This window comes from Pandoraea capi, assembly GCF_902459735.1.
GTDB classification, from domain to species: domain Bacteria; phylum Pseudomonadota; class Gammaproteobacteria; order Burkholderiales; family Burkholderiaceae; genus Pandoraea; species Pandoraea capi.
The window spans coordinates 289,658-305,194 of record NZ_CABPRV010000001.1 but is presented as its reverse complement, the minus strand read 5'-3'; the positions used below and the strand labels follow the sequence as shown (position 1 = coordinate 305,194).

Genomic DNA, 15,537 nt, shown 5'->3' with positions numbered 1-15,537 from the left:
TGCGTAAAATGGAGTCGATGAAAGCTTCCGTGATTTTCCCCGCTACCGCCGCACAAGTCGAGCCATCGACGCCTCCGAACGCTTCGGAAGTGTCGTCCTCGCGCGACAATGCGTCCGGCGTGACGTCTTCCGGCCTCGATCCGGCGGGACTGGCGGCGCTCGCGGTGCAGATCCGCGCGTGGGCCAGCGAACTCGGTTTTGGCGACGTCGGCATCACGGATACGGATCTCTCGCATGCCGAAGCGGGCTTGCAGAAGTGGCTCGACGACGGCTGTCACGGCGACATGGACTACATGGCGGCCCACGGCATGAAGCGCGCACGGCCCGCCGAACTGGTGCCCGGCACGGTGCGGGTGATCAGCGCGCGCATGAACTATCTCCCCAGCGATGTCGATCCGGCGCGTTGGCGCGAGCGCGAAATGGCACGCTCGGCCATGCCGTCCGAGGCCGTGGTATCGGTCTACGCGCGCGGACGCGACTATCACAAGGTCATGCGCAACCGCTTGCAGCAACTGTCCGATCGCATCACGCAGGCCATTGGCCCGTTCGGCTATCGCGTATTCACCGATTCGGCGCCGGTGCTCGAAGTCGAACTCGCGCAGAAGGCAGGGCTCGGCTGGCGAGGCAAGCACACGCTGTTGCTCTCGCGTGAGGCGGGGTCGCTCTTTTTCCTCGGCGAGATTTTCGTCGACGTGCCGCTGCCGACGGACAGCGAAAGTGCGGCGCGTCTGGGCAGCATCGCGCCGTCAGGCACGCCCGGTGACGATCAGCGCAACGTGCAAGGCAGCCCGATCATGGACCGGGGCGAGCACTGCGGCCAGTGCCGCCGCTGCCTCGACGTCTGCCCGACCGGCGCAATCACCGAGCCGTTTCGTGTCGACGCGCGGCTGTGCGTGTCGTATCTGACCATCGAACACAAAGGCGCGATTCCCGAAGCGCTGCGCGCGAAGATGGGCAACCGCATCTATGGTTGCGACGATTGCCAGCTCTACTGCCCGTGGAGCAAGTTCGCGCAACCGTCGCCGTTGACGGATTTCGCGCCGCGCAACCGGCTCGACAGCGCATCGCTCGTCGAACTCTTCGCATGGAGCGAAACGGATTTCATGACGCGGCTCGAGGGCAGCCCGATTCGCCGGATCGGCCATGAGCGCTGGCTGCGCAATCTGGCCGTAGGCCTGGGCAATGCGCTACGCGAAACGACGCAGGCCGAGGCTCGCACGCCGCTGCGCGATGCGTTGCTCGCGCGTCGCGATCATCCCTCTGCGCTCGTGCGCGAACATGTCGAATGGGCGCTCGCCCAGGAAGGAGTGAAGGTTTGAGCCGTTCCGCCGATCGCAGCACCACGCTCATCGACCAGTTCTGCGACACGATCTGGCTCGAAGACGGTCTCTCACGCAATACGCTCGACGCCTATCGTCGTGACCTGCGTCTGTTCGCCGAATGGCTGACCGACAAGCACGAGATGGCGCTCGATGCCGTCGACGAAGCGGCGCTCTCCGAGTATCTGGCATGGCGTCGCGAGAGTCTGGCCAGCAGCGTGAACCGGCGGTTGTCCGTCTTCAAACGCTTCTACCAGTGGGCCTTGCGCGAACACATCGTGCAGCAGGACCCCTGCCTGCGCATCGCCTCGGCGAAGCGCGCACAACGTCTGCCGTCGACCTTGTCGGAAGCTCAGGTCGAGGCGCTGCTCGCTGCCCCGGACCTGACGCAGCCGCTCGGATTGCGCGACCGGGCCATGCTCGAACTGATGTACGCGAGCGGCCTGCGCGTGTCGGAGCTGGTCGCGCTCAAGACCATCGAGGTGGGCCTGAACGAGGGGGTGCTGCGGATTTTCGGCAAGGGGGCGAAGGAACGGCTCGTGCCGTTCGGCGAGGAAGCCAATGGCTGGCTCGCGCGCTATCTCGACGAGAGCCGTCGCGTGCTGCTCAACGGCCGCGCGTGCGACACGCTCTTCGTCACGCAGCGCGGCGAGGGCATGACGCGTCAGGCGTTCTGGTATCTGATCAAGCGCTACGCGTTGCTGGCCGACATTCGTGCGCCGCTCTCACCGCACACGCTGCGCCACGCGTTTGCCACCCATCTGATCAATCACGGCGCCGATCTGCGGGTGGTGCAGTTGCTGCTCGGGCATGCCGACATCTCGACCACCCAGATCTACACGCACGTCGCGCGCGAGCGTCTCAAGTCGCTGCACGCGCAGCATCACCCGCGCGGATAGCTTGTTCAGCCCGCCCGCGCGTGTGCGGGGCGCGCCGCCAGACTCAGAGCAACGCCTTGAGCTTGTGCTTGAGCACCTTGCCGGTCGATGCGGCGGGCAGGGCATCCATCACGCGAATCTCCCCGGGACGCTTGTACGGCGCCAGACGCCCGGCCGCCCACGCGGCAAGCGCATCGACATCGATCACATGTCCGGGGCGCGCTTCCACGAAGGCGATCACGTGCTCGTTGCCGTCAAAGGGGCGTCCGAGCACGGCCGCCTGAAGCACATCGGGATGGCTGGCGAGCGCCTGTTCGACTTCGATCGGATAGACGTTGAATCCGGAGTGAATGATGAGTTCTTTGGCGCGCCCGGCGAGGAACAGCGCCCCGTCTGCCGCGCGCCGCGCCAGGTCGCCGGTGCGTAGCCAGCCATCTGCCGTGATCGTGGCGGCCGTCAGGTCCGGCGCCCGGTAGTAGCCGAGCATCACGTTCGGGCCGCGCACGCAGAGTTCGCCTACGTCGCCCTCGGGCACGTCGTTGCCGTCGCTTCCCACGATTCGGACCGCCACGCCCGGAATGGCCGGGCCGACGGAGCAGTCGTCGCGTGGCGCGTCGAGCAGGGTCTGGGAGACGGTCGGGCTGCTCTCGGTCAGTCCGTAGCCGTTGTGGATCGGCATGCCGTAGAACGCTTCGACGCGCGCCTTCAATGCGGCGTCGAGCGGTGAGCCGCCGGAATAGACGAAGCGCAGACGCGGTGCGACAAGCGATGTGCCTTGCGTTGCCACATATGCCATCAGGCGTGCGTGCATCGCCGGCACGCCTTGCAGAATGGTCAGGCCGTCGTGGGCGAGCGAGTCCAGCACGGCGTCGGGCGTGAAGCGTGCCGCCAGTCGCAGCGTGCCACCCGCGTATAAGGTGCCCAGACAGACCGACGTCAGCCCGTAGACGTGCGAAATCGGCAGCACGCCGTACGCGACATCATCGGCGCCCACGCGCCGCAGCGTGCTCGACACGGCCGCGATGAACATCAGGTTGCGATGCGAGAGACGCACCCCCTTGGGCGCGCCCGTCGTACCCGTCGTGTAGATCAGCGCTGCACACTGCGTCGCCGGGTCGCCCGTGACCGGCTCGACCGCGCTGTCGGCGGCCACGTCGGAGGCGGCGATCGCGCCGAGCGCGAGTTCCGTCCAGACGATCCTGGCGGCGTCCGTGCGGGCGTGCGCTGCCGCATCGGGCGACGCATCGATCGTATAGATCGCGCAGCGCGGATTCGCGTGCTCGCGGATCACGTGCAACTCGGCCGGCGACAGGCGGGCGTTGCAGAGCAGGGGCCAGGCGTCGAGCGATGCGACGGCGAGCAGCAGCACCACGTAAGCGATGCCATTCTCGCCGACGATCATGACGCGGTCGCCGCCTCGCACGCCATGCGCACGCAGACGCTCGGCGCTGGCCGCAACCGCATTCGCCAGTTCGCCGTAGGTCAAACGACCGAAGTCGTCGACGAGCGCCACGCGGTGCCGTGTGAGGGCGGCAATGCGCGCCGGCAACGTGTCGATGCGTGCCGGCAGGCCAGCGAGGAAGGTCGCTACGCCGGCGTCGGTCGACAACGAAGGTAAGTCAGAGTTTGAGGCAGACATGGCGGCATTGTAATGCGCGATGAAGCGATTGCTTACAATCCGTATTTTACGGAAGCTATGGCTGAGTCACCGCCCAGCCGTCGCGAACCCTGGGCGAGCGCCGGGCCTGCCGCCTGCCGTCGCCGCCTTCACTGCTTTCTGACGATATGAAATCCAAGGCCACTGCCGAAACACCCGCGACCAAACAGCTCCGCGAAGCCAGGGTTGCATTCCAGAATCATTTCTACGACTACCAGGAGCACGGCGGCACGCGCGTGTCGGCCGAGGCGTTGCAGGTGCCGGAACACAGCGTGATCAAGACGCTGGTGATGGAAGACGAAGACGCCAATCCGCTGATCGTGCTCATGCACGGCGACTGTCAGGTGTCGACCAAGTCGCTGGCGCGTCAGGCCGGACGCAAGCGCATCGAGACGTGCAAGCCCGAAGTCGCCAACCGTCACTCCGGCTTCCTCGTCGGTGGCACGAGCCCGTTCGGCACACGCAAGCGCATGCCGATCTACATGGAAGCGTCGATTCTCGAACTCCCGGAGATCTACATCAACGGCGGACGTCGCGGTTACCTCGTGTCGATGGCGCCCTCCGAAATCGTGCGCGTGCTCAAACCCACGCTCGTCAACGTCGCACTCGTCGACTGAGCGCCGCGCTCACTGCCCTTAACCATTGCCCCGCCCGGGGTGGCATCCGCGACTTGCCATTCGGTCTCGCGGACGTCTTCAAGAAAATACCCATTGCCACACTGTTGAGCGAAATCTGACTTGTCAGATTTCGCTCGTCTGTCGTCGTCTCTACGATGTTCCCAAGGATTCAGGCACCGGTGATCCATGCAGACGGATTCGCCGTGTTGGCCGGCAAGGACAACGGGAGAAGTGGAGATGCAGGAGACGAGAGGAGATAGCCAGAGCGAACGGTCGGGAAGACACGACCGCGGGCAAAGCCGGGGGCGCCGCAGGGGAGGCGAGAGGAGACTTCACGCAGCAGGCGGATGCGATCTCGACAGGCATCGACGGTGGCGGCTAACGACGGCCATGTTCGTGGCAGCGCTGGCATCGATGTCGGCGCCGGCCATGGCCAACGTCACCATCTCGCCGATTGCGAGCGTGATTGCCGGCGAGCGGTCGACCTCGGGTGTCATTCGTGTCACCTCACAGTCGCCGCAGACGCAGTATGTCGAGGTCACCGTCAAGCGAATCGTCGCCCCCGCAACGGAGGGCGAGCACGAGGTGCCGGTGAGCCTTTCCGAGGGCGACGGCCTTGTCGTCTCTCCGGCGAAATTCGTACTCGCGGGCGGTGCGACCCGTCAGATACGTGTCGTCCCGCTCGGGCGGCCCGACATCGAAACCGCCTATCGCGTTTATTTCCGGCCAGCCGCAACGCCGGACCCCGTGCAGGATGCCCCGGGACCGACCGACTTCGATCCCGACGTGCAGGTGAGTTTCGTCTGGGGCGCGCTCGTCCGGGTCGCCCCGCAAAGACCTTCACCGCGGCTCGCGCGAAGCCGTGACAACGGCCTCATCGAAAACACGGGCAACGTCCGGGCGCACGTGAGCGCCGTGGGCCGATGTACCGGCGAGGCCGATACGACCTGCACCTGGGAGGACATCGGCCGCAGCGTGTATCCCGGTCAGACACAAGCGCTTCCCGGCACCCTGCGCGACGCAACGGTGCGCATCCGATATCTGGTCGACGGCACAACGCAGGCGCAGGTCCTGAATCTGCCTGTCGTGCCTTAGCCAGATCCGATGAGACCTGAGAGTCTCACGTGCCTCCGCTGTCCCGGAGTCATTTCCCTTCCAACCAGATAAGGAAACCAACGATATGAAGACGTTCAAACAATTGGCCGCAGTTGCCGCACTGGCACTCCCCGTGGCCGCTGCCAATGCCGCGGAAGTCGTGATCGATCTGAGCGCGAACATCGATCCCACGCTGTCGGTCCTTCAGGCGAACGGCAGCCCGATGCCGCAGAACCTCGAACTGGCCTACAACGCGGCGACGCGCGACGTGGTCGCGCCAACGATCCATACGCGGTTGTACACCAACGACATCACGCAAAACGTGGGCGTCCGTCTTGGCTCGGTGCCGTCGCTGATCCATACGACGAACAGCGCGACGCCCCCGATTGCGCTCACCGTTCAACTCGATGGCGTGAACATCGCGGCGACGGACACCACATTTGACGCGGCGGATATCTGGACCGGCGTGCAGACCGGTGAATCGAAGACGTTGCCGCTGGTCGTGTCGGGCCGGGCGCCGGGCGCGGGGTTGCCCACTGCCGGCCGGTATGCCGGACGGCTCGAATTGCTGATCGTGGCTTCGGCCTCCAACAACTAAGTCCCGGCAACGTTCTCGACAGCTAGACGTCTGTGAGCGGCGAAGGGGTGCCCTGAGGTGCGCCTTCGTCGATCGCACTCGCACCATGTCAAAGATCCGTCGCACCTATCTCGTCTGCCTGTGCTCGCTTCCGGTCTGGGGGCATTGGGAAGAGGCCAGCGCCACGACCCAGGTGCCGCCGGGATTCGAAGACATTGCGCTCGGTCAGGTGGAGCACCTCGAAGTCAGGTTGCTCGGGCAGTCGCTCGGCTTGTTCCCGGTATTTGTCGATCCGCAGATCGTGCGTCTTGAAACACCCGAATCGGTGGCACGGGCCATCGAGGCGGTGGTGGATGTGGCGCCGGGGGACCGTCAGGCCATGCGACTGGTCGAAGCCCTCGCCAGACCCATGCCACGCAATGGGCATCTCGCATGCGCGGGCGGCGCGCAGTCCTCCGGCTGCCGATATCTCGAAACCGGGTCGGCCGATGTGATCTTCGACGAGGGGCAGGGTGTCCTCGACCTCTTTCTCGCCAAGGACTGGTTGCCCGCGCGAGACCCCGCAGGTCCGGCTTATCACATGAACGTCGCGGGCAGCGAAAATGCGCTGGTGCATTCGCAGATCGTGAACGCCTCCGCGCGCGACCGGGATCGCAATCTCACGGTGTTGGGGCAAGGGGCGCTGGGCGTTTCACCCGAGAGCTACGCCGGGTTCACGTGGTCGCTCGTGCACGCGAGCCAGCGCGCGGACGTTTACGATACCTCTGCCCGATCGGGCGGTACGCGCGCAACCATCGACAGTCTCTATTACCGGCACGATCTCGGTGCGACGCACTACGTTCAGGCCGGACGCATGGATCAGCGCAATCTCTCCAGCGCGCAGGGCGGGAGCTTCGGTTTCTCGCTGCTGCCTGTGGAACGCTTCGACGGCGCACGCATCGGCACGTCGCAGGCGTATCGCAACGAAGCGAGTGCCGCGCAGGGATCGCCGCTGACGGTCCTGTTGACCCGGGATGCGCGCGTCGACGCCTACCGGGGCAGTGAACTGCTGGGCAGCGCCTATCTGTCCGCAGGTGTTCAGCAGTTCGACACGCGTTACTTCCCCGAAGGGAGTTATCTCGTCACGTTGAGAATCTTCGAAGGCGATGCGCTGATCCGGTCGGAGATCGAGCCGTTCACCAAAGTGGGTGGCGGCACCCACGGACGGGGCACGCAGTGGTTTGCTCAGGCGGGACGTACGGTGAACCGGCGTCGATTCGACGACACCCGCCAGCGCGAGCGATTCACGGTGCAGACGGGCGTGCGCACCGCGGTCGGACCGGGCGTGACGCTGACCTCGGGGTTGGTGGCGTTACCCGCGCAATGGTTCAACGAGACACAGATCGGCTGGCAGCACACGTTCGCTTTCGGACGTCTCACGACGACCGCTGCGTTGCTCACCGGGACTGGCGGCGCACGCGGCAACACACAGGCGATTTCGTTTTCCAACGGGCTGGGCGTCAGTCTCTACCGATATCAGATGCGCCAGGCGAATTGCCGTGGCGGCGCATTCGCGTCAGACGTCAACGCCTTCCAGCTCGGCTGCTATGACTCGCTCAATGCCAGCGTGGCGCTGCCGCTGGGCAAATGGCAGGCGTCTGCCGGCTACAGCGAAAGCCGTACCTATGGCCGACGCGCGTCGACCGTTGACCCGTTGCAGGACGAGTTCTGGCAGGGCAGCGAACCGCGCGACGGCGTATCGCGGACTTTGCAGGCGGCGCTGAGCCGGTCGTTCCGTTGGCAACGGTATGCCGTTAATGCCCGCGTGGGGGGATTTCATCGGCATCACGTCGACATGGGCCGACCCGACCGGGGGGGGTTCGTCAACGTGTCGCTGACGCGGCATCGACCCGCGTTGCCGGGCACGCCTCTGTCGACGTTCTCGAGCGCGGGCGTTGAAGTGCGTGGTGGTCTCGGCAACGGTCGCGAGGGAGAGCGTGGCGTGCGGGCGGACTATCACGCGTCGCATACGTGGACGTGGGACGACACGTCGCGTCGCGAGATTGCGCTCGCCGTGACAGGCACCGAGTCTGGCGGCGGCACTGCGAATGTGCGGGGGGCCGTGGACGGCCGGTACGGTGACGCTCAGGCGATCTACTCGCGGAGCTTCGGTCACCTGGGCGACGGCCGTGCGAATGGCGCGTTCGCCGGCAGCTATGCATCGAGTTTCGCCGTGATGCGCGACCGGGTCGTGATCGGTCCGGCCATGCTCGCCGGGGAACCGCCTGCGGGTGTCGCGCTCGTGGTGGGCGATGCGCAGGCGGATCGCGTCGCAGACGGTGAGGCAGACGACGAAAGTGCGAGCGCGTCGGGTGGCGCTGCGGCGACCTTGCAGGTCGGGGGACGTTCCGTGACCGTCAATTTCGGCGCAGCGGCCATGGTGCCCATCGGCGGGTATCGCGTTCAGCAGGGCGAGGTGGCCGAGGCCTGGCAGGGGCTTGGCGACTACAGCATCGGGTTGCTGCGCGGTGCCGGTGTGCAGGATTACTTCCTGACGCCGGGCCGCGTGAAGGTCCACCGCGTGACGGCCAAACGCAGCTACACCTACGTAGGAAGGGCTGTCGGCGTCGATGGTCTCTCGCTCGACAACGCGCGGGTGCTGAGCGTGGCCGCCGCGCCGCTCGACGCACGCGGTGAGTTCATGATCGAGTCGCCGCAGCCGCTCTCCGCGCTCTATCTGCTGGATCGCGGGCAGCCGGTGCGCTGCGAAATTCGCAGCGTCGAACGGCGCGATGTGATTCGGCTGACCGGCACCATGCAATGCGAGATCGTGGCGCAGCACACGCTGCCGGCATCGTTGCGATCCCAAACGCGGGTTCAGCGGTTACTCAGCGATGCACAGGCGTCGTCGGATCATCGCGCGGGATTGGCGATGGAGGATCCAATGAGATGAGAGAGGAGGCCAGACGGAATATGGCAGGCGAGTGGGTAAGTGTTGCCCGAGGTATGACTGCGATGCTTCGGTCCGTGTGCGGCATGTGCGGCGTGTTCACGATGCGCCTCTGCCTGAGCCTCGGCGCGCTGTGCCTGCCGTTCTCCGTCGGCGCACAGTCGGTGCCGTCTGACCGGCACGAGAGCGTTTCGTTGACGTTCGACCGGGCGTCGGTGCCACAAGGCTGGGAGTTTCGCCGACAGATTGCCGCGCATTACACGCCGGGCCGTATCGAGGGTTCGCGAACCTGGTTCGCCTGCCGTTCGACCACCGACACAACGCTGGGGGCCTGCTCGAGAACGCCGTCCAACGCGAACCACCCGTCATCGACGGACGTCGCGTTACGCTTTACCGAAAACCGATCCCAGCTCACTGTCGATCTTCGTATCCGGGCAACCAAGGTGGTTACCGTGGCCAGCAGCACCTGCGTCCACCGGCTTGTCGCGCTCAACTCCACGAGAAACTTCGGTCAGTGCGCGGGGCGGTTCTACGACGTTGCCCGATACATGCTGACCATAGAGCGTGCCGAATTGCAGAAGATTCCCATTGGCGGCATCTGGCGGGGGCGGTTCGAATTCGATGTCCGGGAATATCAGAGTCAGGCGCCGAGCGCCGTGCACAGCTACGACATCGAACTCAATGTCACGGACCGTCAAAACGCGCAGATCTACTTCCCGACGCTCTCCAATACGGCGCCGCGCGTCGCGTTCGATCTGAAAACGCGGCCCGGTCCGGGCTTTCAACCGGTGGTCTACGGGGGAAGGGCGGTGGACGTGTGCTTCTACGATGGCTTCGGTTCGAATTCCGCCGGCGCGCTGAGAGTGCGTGCTGCCGATGTGCGCGGCGATTTTCCGGGCAGACCGCCCGGGCAGGCGTCGCTGGTGCTGCGTAACGCCAACGGCCTCCTGCCGTCGCAACGGATCGATTATCGGGTGGGATACACATACGCCGGTGCGCATCGCTGGCTGACGGTCGGGGGACCGGCCGAAAGTTTCACGCCGGTCGCGCAGTCGGCGATTCGCATCGTCCGGTTACCCGGCATGCCCGTGGCCGTCGCGTGCTCCCCGGCGCTGCTCACGTTCGAGGTGTCGCCGTTTCTTCAGTCGTCGAAGTTCGCGGGAGGTTACGAAGGTCGGTTAAGGATCGAGATGTTTGTCGACGCGGCATTGTTTTGACGTTGCAAGGCGTCGGACAGGCCGGTTTGCAGGGCGAAGCGGTGCAGTTCGGCGTCGGAGCCGATGCCGAGTTTGCGCATGGCGTTGCGTCGTTGTGCGCTGACGGTCTGCTTCGTCCGATGGATCTTTGCCGCGATGGCGCTGATCGACATGCCGGACACGTACAGGTGCAGGACCATGACCTCGCGCTGACTCAATAGTGTCGAACCGATTTCGCTCGCCTCTTGCGCCCTTGTCGGGGGGGGTTGCAGATGAACTCTGCCGTGGTGCAACGCGTGGATGGCAGTCACGACATCGTCGATGTCGCTCGACTTACAGAGTGTGGACGCGACACCAAGCTCGTAGATCTGCCGGGCAATGGCGGGGTTCGGGGCCGCGGTGAGTACCAGTATCCGGACGTCGGGAAACATGCGTCGAATCTGGGCAAGCAGCGCTAGCCCCTCGCCGTAAGCGCCACCCGGCACGGTGCAGCCGGTCACCAGCACGTCACACCGCGTGTGGCGCAACAGGTCGACGATCTGCGTGGCGGTGCGTGCGGTGCCGATGACCGCAAGCGATGTCCGGTTGCCTAATTCGTGGGTCAGTCCGGCGACGACGACAGGATGCGGGTCGGCGATGGCGACGCGGATTTTCTTCATGTTCCAGGGGCTCCTCCCGAGTGCGCGCGTTTGTGATGGACGTTGCGCGCTTGGGGCAAAGACCCCTATGCCCCGGACGCGGTTCCGCAATCTGCGTTGTTGTGGCCGACTTGGAGCCATTTCCCAACGCAGACCGTGCGTCTTGGATGGGAAGTCGAGCCAATCGGGAGCGCGTTCGGGCGAGTCGTGGGCCGGTCCGGCGTGCAACCCCGTGTTTGCCAGAATGGGGCGGCGCGGCGTCTCAAGTAGAATGGCGGCCATTACAAATTCTCCACTCGCTCGAAGTTCATGGCCACACTGGTGTTTATCGTTCTTGCGTATCTGATCGGGTCGGTGCCGTTTGCGGTGATCGTCAGTCGCGCGATGGGGCTCGCGGATCCGCGCAGCTATGGCTCAGGCAACCCGGGGGCGACGAACGTGCTGCGCTCCGGCAGCAAGAAGGCCGCCGTGCTGACGCTGCTCGGCGATGCCCTCAAGGGCTGGCTGGCGGTTTATCTCGCGGAACGCTTCGCCGACGCCTGGGGCGTGGGCGACTTCGGTCTGGCAGCGGTAGCGCTGGCGGTTTTCCTCGGCCATCTGTACCCGATCTTCCTGCGCTTCGCGGGTGGCAAGGGCGTGGCCACGGCCGCCGGCGTGCTGTTCGCCATCAGCCCGATCCTGGGGCTTGCCGTGATGGCCACGTGGCTCATCATTGCGATCTTCTTCCGCTACTCGTCGCTGGCGGCGCTGGTCGCGGCGGTGTTCGCGCCGCTTTACTACGTCTTCATGTTCGGCTTCGGGCCTTACTCGCCGGCGGTGATCGTCATGGCGATGTTGCTGATCTATCGCCATCGCGCGAACATCGGCAAGCTCATCGCCGGCAAGGAAAGCCGCATTGGCCAGAAGAAGTAAGCGAACCCCGGATCCGCCAATAAAAAACCCGCAGCGAGTCTGCGGGTTTTTTCTGTCCGCCCGCCTTGCAGGGAAGTGCGGCAAGGCAGGCGGGCGCGGCGGCGATGTGAGCGGGGGGCTCAGTCGCGGAAGTTGTTGAAGTCGAGCGGCGTGTCGGTCACGTCCTTGCGCAGCAGTGCCATCGCGCTTTGCAGATCGTCGCGCTTGGCGCCGGCCACGCGCACGCTGTCGCCCTGAATGCTCGCCTGCACCTTCATCTTGCTGTCCTTGATGATGCGCACGATCTTCTTCGCGAGGTCACCCTCGACCCCCTTCTTCACTTTCACGACCTGCTTGACCTTGTCGCCGCTGATCTTCTCGACCTTGCCGTAGTCGAGAAAACGCACGTCGACGTTGCGCTTGGCCATCTTGGCGATGAGCACCTGCGTGACCTGATCGAGCTTGAAGTTGTCGTCGGCGAACAGCGTGAGTTCCTGCTCCTTGTGCTCGACGCGCGAGTCCGATCCCTTGAAGTCGAAGCGCGTCGAGATTTCCTTGTTGGCCTGCTCGATGGCGTTCTTGACCTCGACCATGTTGGCTTCGCTAACCACGTCAAACGATGGCATCTGGTTCTCCTGAATTACTGAGGGTTCGTGAAAGGCACGCAGGGCGTGCCGTGACGTTGGGGGACAGTCGTCTGCCCGTGCACGCCATACGGTCCGGTTTCCTGCGACACGACGGGCGTGGCCGGGGCGGCCCGGGGGAGGAAAGCACCTGCATGGCCGGTATAATGGCGCGCATCATTCTTTCGCCCGACATTGTAATTCAGCCGTCGGTCCCGCGTCCCTTCGGGACGTCGGCGGCACCCCCGGACCCGCCTACATTTCATGCCTGAGCTGCAACGCGACGTCAGTCTGCGCGAATTCAACACCTTCGGACTGTCCGCCAAGGCCCGCTATGTCGTGACCATCGACAGCGAAGCGGCGCTGACGGACGCCCTCGCCATGCCCGAACTGGCGGGGCTGCCGCGCCTCGTGCTGGGCGGCGGCAGCAACGTCGTGCTCACGCGAGACTTCGACGGGGTGGTGCTGCGCATGGCCATTCGCGGCCGTGACCGGCTCCCGGATGATCCCGCCGATCCGCATGCGCGCTATGTCCGTGGCGGCGCGGGCGAGGTCTGGCACGATTTCGTCGACTGGACGCTCTCGCAGGATTGCCCCGGGCTCGAGAACCTGGCATTGATTCCCGGCACGCTGGGCGCGGCGCCGATTCAGAACATCGGCGCTTACGGGCTGGAACTGGCAGAGCGTTTCGCCGAGTTGCGCGCGCTCGACACCACGACGGGCGAATTCGTCACGTTGTCCCGCGACGTCTGCGCGTTCGGCTATCGGGATTCGCTATTCAAGCGCGAGCCGGGGCGTTACATCATCGTGGCCGTCACCTTGCGGCTGCCGCAGCCTTGGCAGGCCGTGACGGGGTATGCGGACGTATCGCGCACGCTGGGCGAGGCGGGCGTCGAGCACCCCGAAGCGCGGCAGATTTTCGACGCCGTGGTCGGGATTCGACGTCGCAAGCTGCCCGATCCGGCGGTGCTCGGCAACGCGGGAAGTTTCTTCAAGAATCCCGTGGTGGATGCGCAAACCTTCAACGCGCTGCGCGCGCGTTTCCCCGAGGCGGTCGGCTATGCGCAGCCTGATGGCGCGTGGAAGGTCGCCGCAGGCTGGCTGATCGATCAGTGTGGCTGGCGCGGCAAGTCGCTCGGCCACGCGGGCGTGCACGAGCGTCAGGCGCTGGTGCTGGTCAATCGCGGCGGCGCGAGCGGTGCGGACATCGTGGCGTTGGCCCGCGCAGTGCAGAGCAGCGTGAAGGAACGCTTCGGTATCTCGCTCGACCCCGAACCGCTCATGCTTTGATCACGCCTTGATCGCGGTGGCGTCGGGCAAACGCTGCAAGTAGTCACGCTTCAGGTCGACCGTGGAGCGCACGCCCACGTCGTCGTAATACGTTTCCAGCCAGCGCGCAGCTGCGTTGCGTCCGCGGTCGCGCAGCGTCGTGAGGAAATGCCAGTCCGTCACGAATTTCGTCGACGACGACAGATCGTAAAGCGCCTTGTCGGCGCGAATCGAGTGAATCAGCGGGTACTTCAGCCGCTCGCGAAACTCCGGCTTGAGCCATCCCTCGTCGATCAGTTTGTGGACGAATGAAATGGCGCGGAATTCGCGTTGCAGCGAGGCATTGAACGTGATCTCGTTCACGCGATTCATGATCTGCCCCGGCAGCACGGGCTTTTCTTTGCGCTCGATCGGGTTGATGTGCACGATCAGAATGTCGCTCGTGACCGTCTCGTAATAGAACGGATATAGCGCGGGATTGCCGAGATAGCCGCCGTCCCAGTAAAAGTCTTCGTCGATCTTCACCGGTTTGAATAGCCACGGCAGGCAGGCTGACGCCATCGCCACGTCCAGCGTAATTTCGTGCGTGCGGAAGATGCGGATGTTGCCGGTACGGATGTTGGTCGCCGAGACGAAGAGATGCGTCGCCGTGCTCTCGCGCAGCCGCTCGAAGTCGACCTGCGCTTCGAGCACGGTGCGCAGAGGATTGATCTCGGCCGGAGGCTGCGAGAACGGCATCATCCATTGCTGCATGCTCTGCATCCAGTCGTGCCAGACCGGGTATTCGGTCGGACGCCCGTTGAGCCAGCTGAAGACGGTCTGCGCCCACGCTGTGGCGGACGAACCCGCCTGAGAGACACCCAGCCAGAAGCTGTGCAGCGCTTCACGCGCCTTCTCGCGCGGATCGACACCAGGTCGGTCGAGCAGCCCGTGCGCCAGCACCACGGCGTTCATGGTGCCCGCTGAGGCGCCGCTGATGCCCTCGAATGCCAGCCGTCCGTCTTCCAGCAGCTTGTCGAGCACGCCCCACGTGTACGCCCCGTGGGCGCCACCGCCTTGCAGGCCCAGATCGATTCCCTTGCGCTTCGCGTCGCCGCTAGTGCCTGCACGCGCGCGTGACGATCTGGCCTTCGCACCATTGCGCTTGTCCTTCGGGGGAAGTAGCGGGACGTCCGTCGGTTCGAGGTCGGGATTCGTGTCCGAAGGCTCGGGAGTGTCGGGCGGGTCTGAGGGAATGCGTGCGGTGGGCGGGGAGGGCTCGGTTGGCGCCGCAGCGGGCGTCACGGCGGCATCGGGGGCGGCTTGTGGCGTGTCTGGCGCCGGACTGGCAGATAGGCTGGCGGCGCTGTCGTTGGCGTTGTCGGAAGCGCTATCGATGGGAGCATCGATGCGGTGATCGAAGGAACCGGGAGGCAGTCGCGACATAGTGAGAAGCGGCGCCGGGCCGCGCTGAACCGGCCGAGAGGGCGATGACGCGGAAAGTCCCGCGCCGTCGCGATGCTGGCCGTACGGTTAGCCGTAGTGGCAAACGTAATCGAGCGTCTCCACGACCTCGATATCGAACTTACTGTTGCCCGGCACGGAGAACTCCTGACCGGCGGCGTATTCCTGCCATTCGGTCTGTCCTGCCAGACGGATGCGGCAACGGCCGCCCGTGACTTCCATGATTTCGGGAGCATCGGTGCCGAACTGGAGCGTGGCCGGGAAAATCACACCCAGCGTCTTGCGCGTACCGTCCGGGAACAGAACGGTGTGCGAAACGCACTTGCCGTCGAAGTAGGTGTTGGCGCGCTTGATTACGGAAACGTTGTCGAACTGCGTAGCGTTTTGCGTCATGACCGAATGCTG

14 protein-coding genes are annotated in these 15,537 nt (G+C 65.0%); 9 read left to right on the top strand and 5 right to left on the bottom strand.

What is annotated here, in order from left to right:
* Nucleotides 1-8: 8 nt before the first annotated feature.
* On the top strand, nt 9-1,319 hold the full coding sequence (queG, locus tag PCA20602_RS01320) for a tRNA epoxyqueuosine(34) reductase QueG (RefSeq protein ID WP_150719642.1): 1,311 nt from the start codon (nt 9-11) through the stop codon (nt 1,317-1,319).
* On the top strand, nt 1,286-2,218 hold the full coding sequence (xerD, locus tag PCA20602_RS01315) for a site-specific tyrosine recombinase XerD (protein ID WP_150719641.1): 933 nt from the start codon (nt 1,286-1,288) through the stop codon (nt 2,216-2,218). Before queG ends, xerD begins: the two co-directional genes overlap by 34 nt.
* Nucleotides 2,219-2,261: 43 nt before the next feature.
* Here the strand turns inward: xerD and PCA20602_RS01310 are convergent, their stop codons facing one another.
* On the bottom strand, nt 2,262-3,836 hold the full coding sequence (locus PCA20602_RS01310; RefSeq protein ID WP_150719640.1) for a class I adenylate-forming enzyme family protein: 1,575 nt from the start codon (nt 3,834-3,836) through the stop codon (nt 2,262-2,264).
* Between the two features lie 146 nt (nt 3,837-3,982).
* Here PCA20602_RS01310 and PCA20602_RS01305 point away from each other — a divergent pair, with 146 nt between their 5' ends.
* The 5 genes from PCA20602_RS01305 to PCA20602_RS01285 all read left to right on the top strand — a co-directional run bounded on the left by PCA20602_RS01305 (nt 3,983) and on the right by PCA20602_RS01285 (nt 10,289).
* Nucleotides 3,983-4,471: an aminoacyl-tRNA deacylase gene (locus PCA20602_RS01305; protein WP_150719639.1), complete on the top strand. Its 489-nt coding sequence runs from the start codon at nt 3,983-3,985 to the stop codon at nt 4,469-4,471.
* 396 nt (nt 4,472-4,867) lie between these two features.
* Nucleotides 4,868-5,566, top strand: a complete 699-nt coding sequence (locus PCA20602_RS01300; RefSeq protein WP_174980696.1) for a fimbrial protein TcfA — start codon at nt 4,868-4,870, stop codon at nt 5,564-5,566.
* An 85-nt stretch (nt 5,567-5,651) separates the two neighbouring features.
* Nucleotides 5,652-6,164: a CS1 type fimbrial major subunit gene (locus tag PCA20602_RS01295; protein ID WP_150719637.1), complete on the top strand. Its 513-nt coding sequence runs from the start codon at nt 5,652-5,654 to the stop codon at nt 6,162-6,164.
* 85 nt (nt 6,165-6,249) lie between these two features.
* Complete coding sequence (locus PCA20602_RS01290; protein WP_150719636.1) at nt 6,250-9,075, top strand: TcfC E-set like domain-containing protein; 2,826 nt, start codon at nt 6,250-6,252, stop codon at nt 9,073-9,075.
* Nucleotides 9,076-9,137: 62 nt separating this feature from the next.
* Nucleotides 9,138-10,289 carry a CfaE/CblD family pilus tip adhesin gene (locus PCA20602_RS01285; RefSeq protein WP_174980694.1) on the top strand — a complete coding sequence of 384 codons (1,152 nt, stop codon included), beginning with the start codon at nt 9,138-9,140 and terminating at the stop codon, nt 10,287-10,289.
* Here the strand turns inward: PCA20602_RS01285 and PCA20602_RS01280 are convergent.
* On the bottom strand, nt 10,238-11,188 hold the full coding sequence (locus PCA20602_RS01280; RefSeq protein ID WP_150719634.1) for a response regulator: 951 nt from the start codon (nt 11,186-11,188) through the stop codon (nt 10,238-10,240). The two genes, PCA20602_RS01285 and PCA20602_RS01280, sit on opposite strands and share 52 nt — an antisense overlap.
* A gap of 27 nt (nt 11,189-11,215) precedes the next feature.
* On the opposite strand from PCA20602_RS01280, the gene plsY reads away from it, so the two are divergent.
* Complete coding sequence (gene plsY / locus PCA20602_RS01275) at nt 11,216-11,818, top strand: glycerol-3-phosphate 1-O-acyltransferase PlsY (RefSeq protein WP_150719633.1); 603 nt, start codon at nt 11,216-11,218, stop codon at nt 11,816-11,818.
* 119 nt (nt 11,819-11,937) lie between these two features.
* Here the strand turns inward: plsY and PCA20602_RS01270 are convergent, their stop codons facing one another.
* On the bottom strand, nt 11,938-12,423 hold the full coding sequence (locus tag PCA20602_RS01270; RefSeq protein WP_069341971.1) for a YajQ family cyclic di-GMP-binding protein: 486 nt from the start codon (nt 12,421-12,423) through the stop codon (nt 11,938-11,940).
* Between the two features lie 261 nt (nt 12,424-12,684).
* Here PCA20602_RS01270 and murB point away from each other — a divergent pair, with 261 nt between their 5' ends.
* Entirely contained in the window at nt 12,685-13,710 is a 1,026-nt protein-coding gene (gene murB / locus PCA20602_RS01265) for a UDP-N-acetylmuramate dehydrogenase (RefSeq protein ID WP_150719632.1), read from the top strand.
* Here the strand turns inward: murB and PCA20602_RS01260 are convergent, their stop codons facing one another.
* Together PCA20602_RS01260 and ppnP are read right to left on the bottom strand one after the other, a co-directional pair.
* Nucleotides 13,711-15,114, bottom strand: a complete 1,404-nt coding sequence (locus PCA20602_RS01260) for a patatin-like phospholipase family protein (RefSeq protein WP_343031959.1) — start codon at nt 15,112-15,114, stop codon at nt 13,711-13,713.
* 87 nt (nt 15,115-15,201) lie between these two features.
* Nucleotides 15,202-15,525, bottom strand: a complete 324-nt coding sequence (ppnP, locus tag PCA20602_RS01255; RefSeq protein ID WP_069341969.1) for a pyrimidine/purine nucleoside phosphorylase — start codon at nt 15,523-15,525, stop codon at nt 15,202-15,204.
* Between the last annotated feature and the right edge of the window lie 12 nt (nt 15,526-15,537).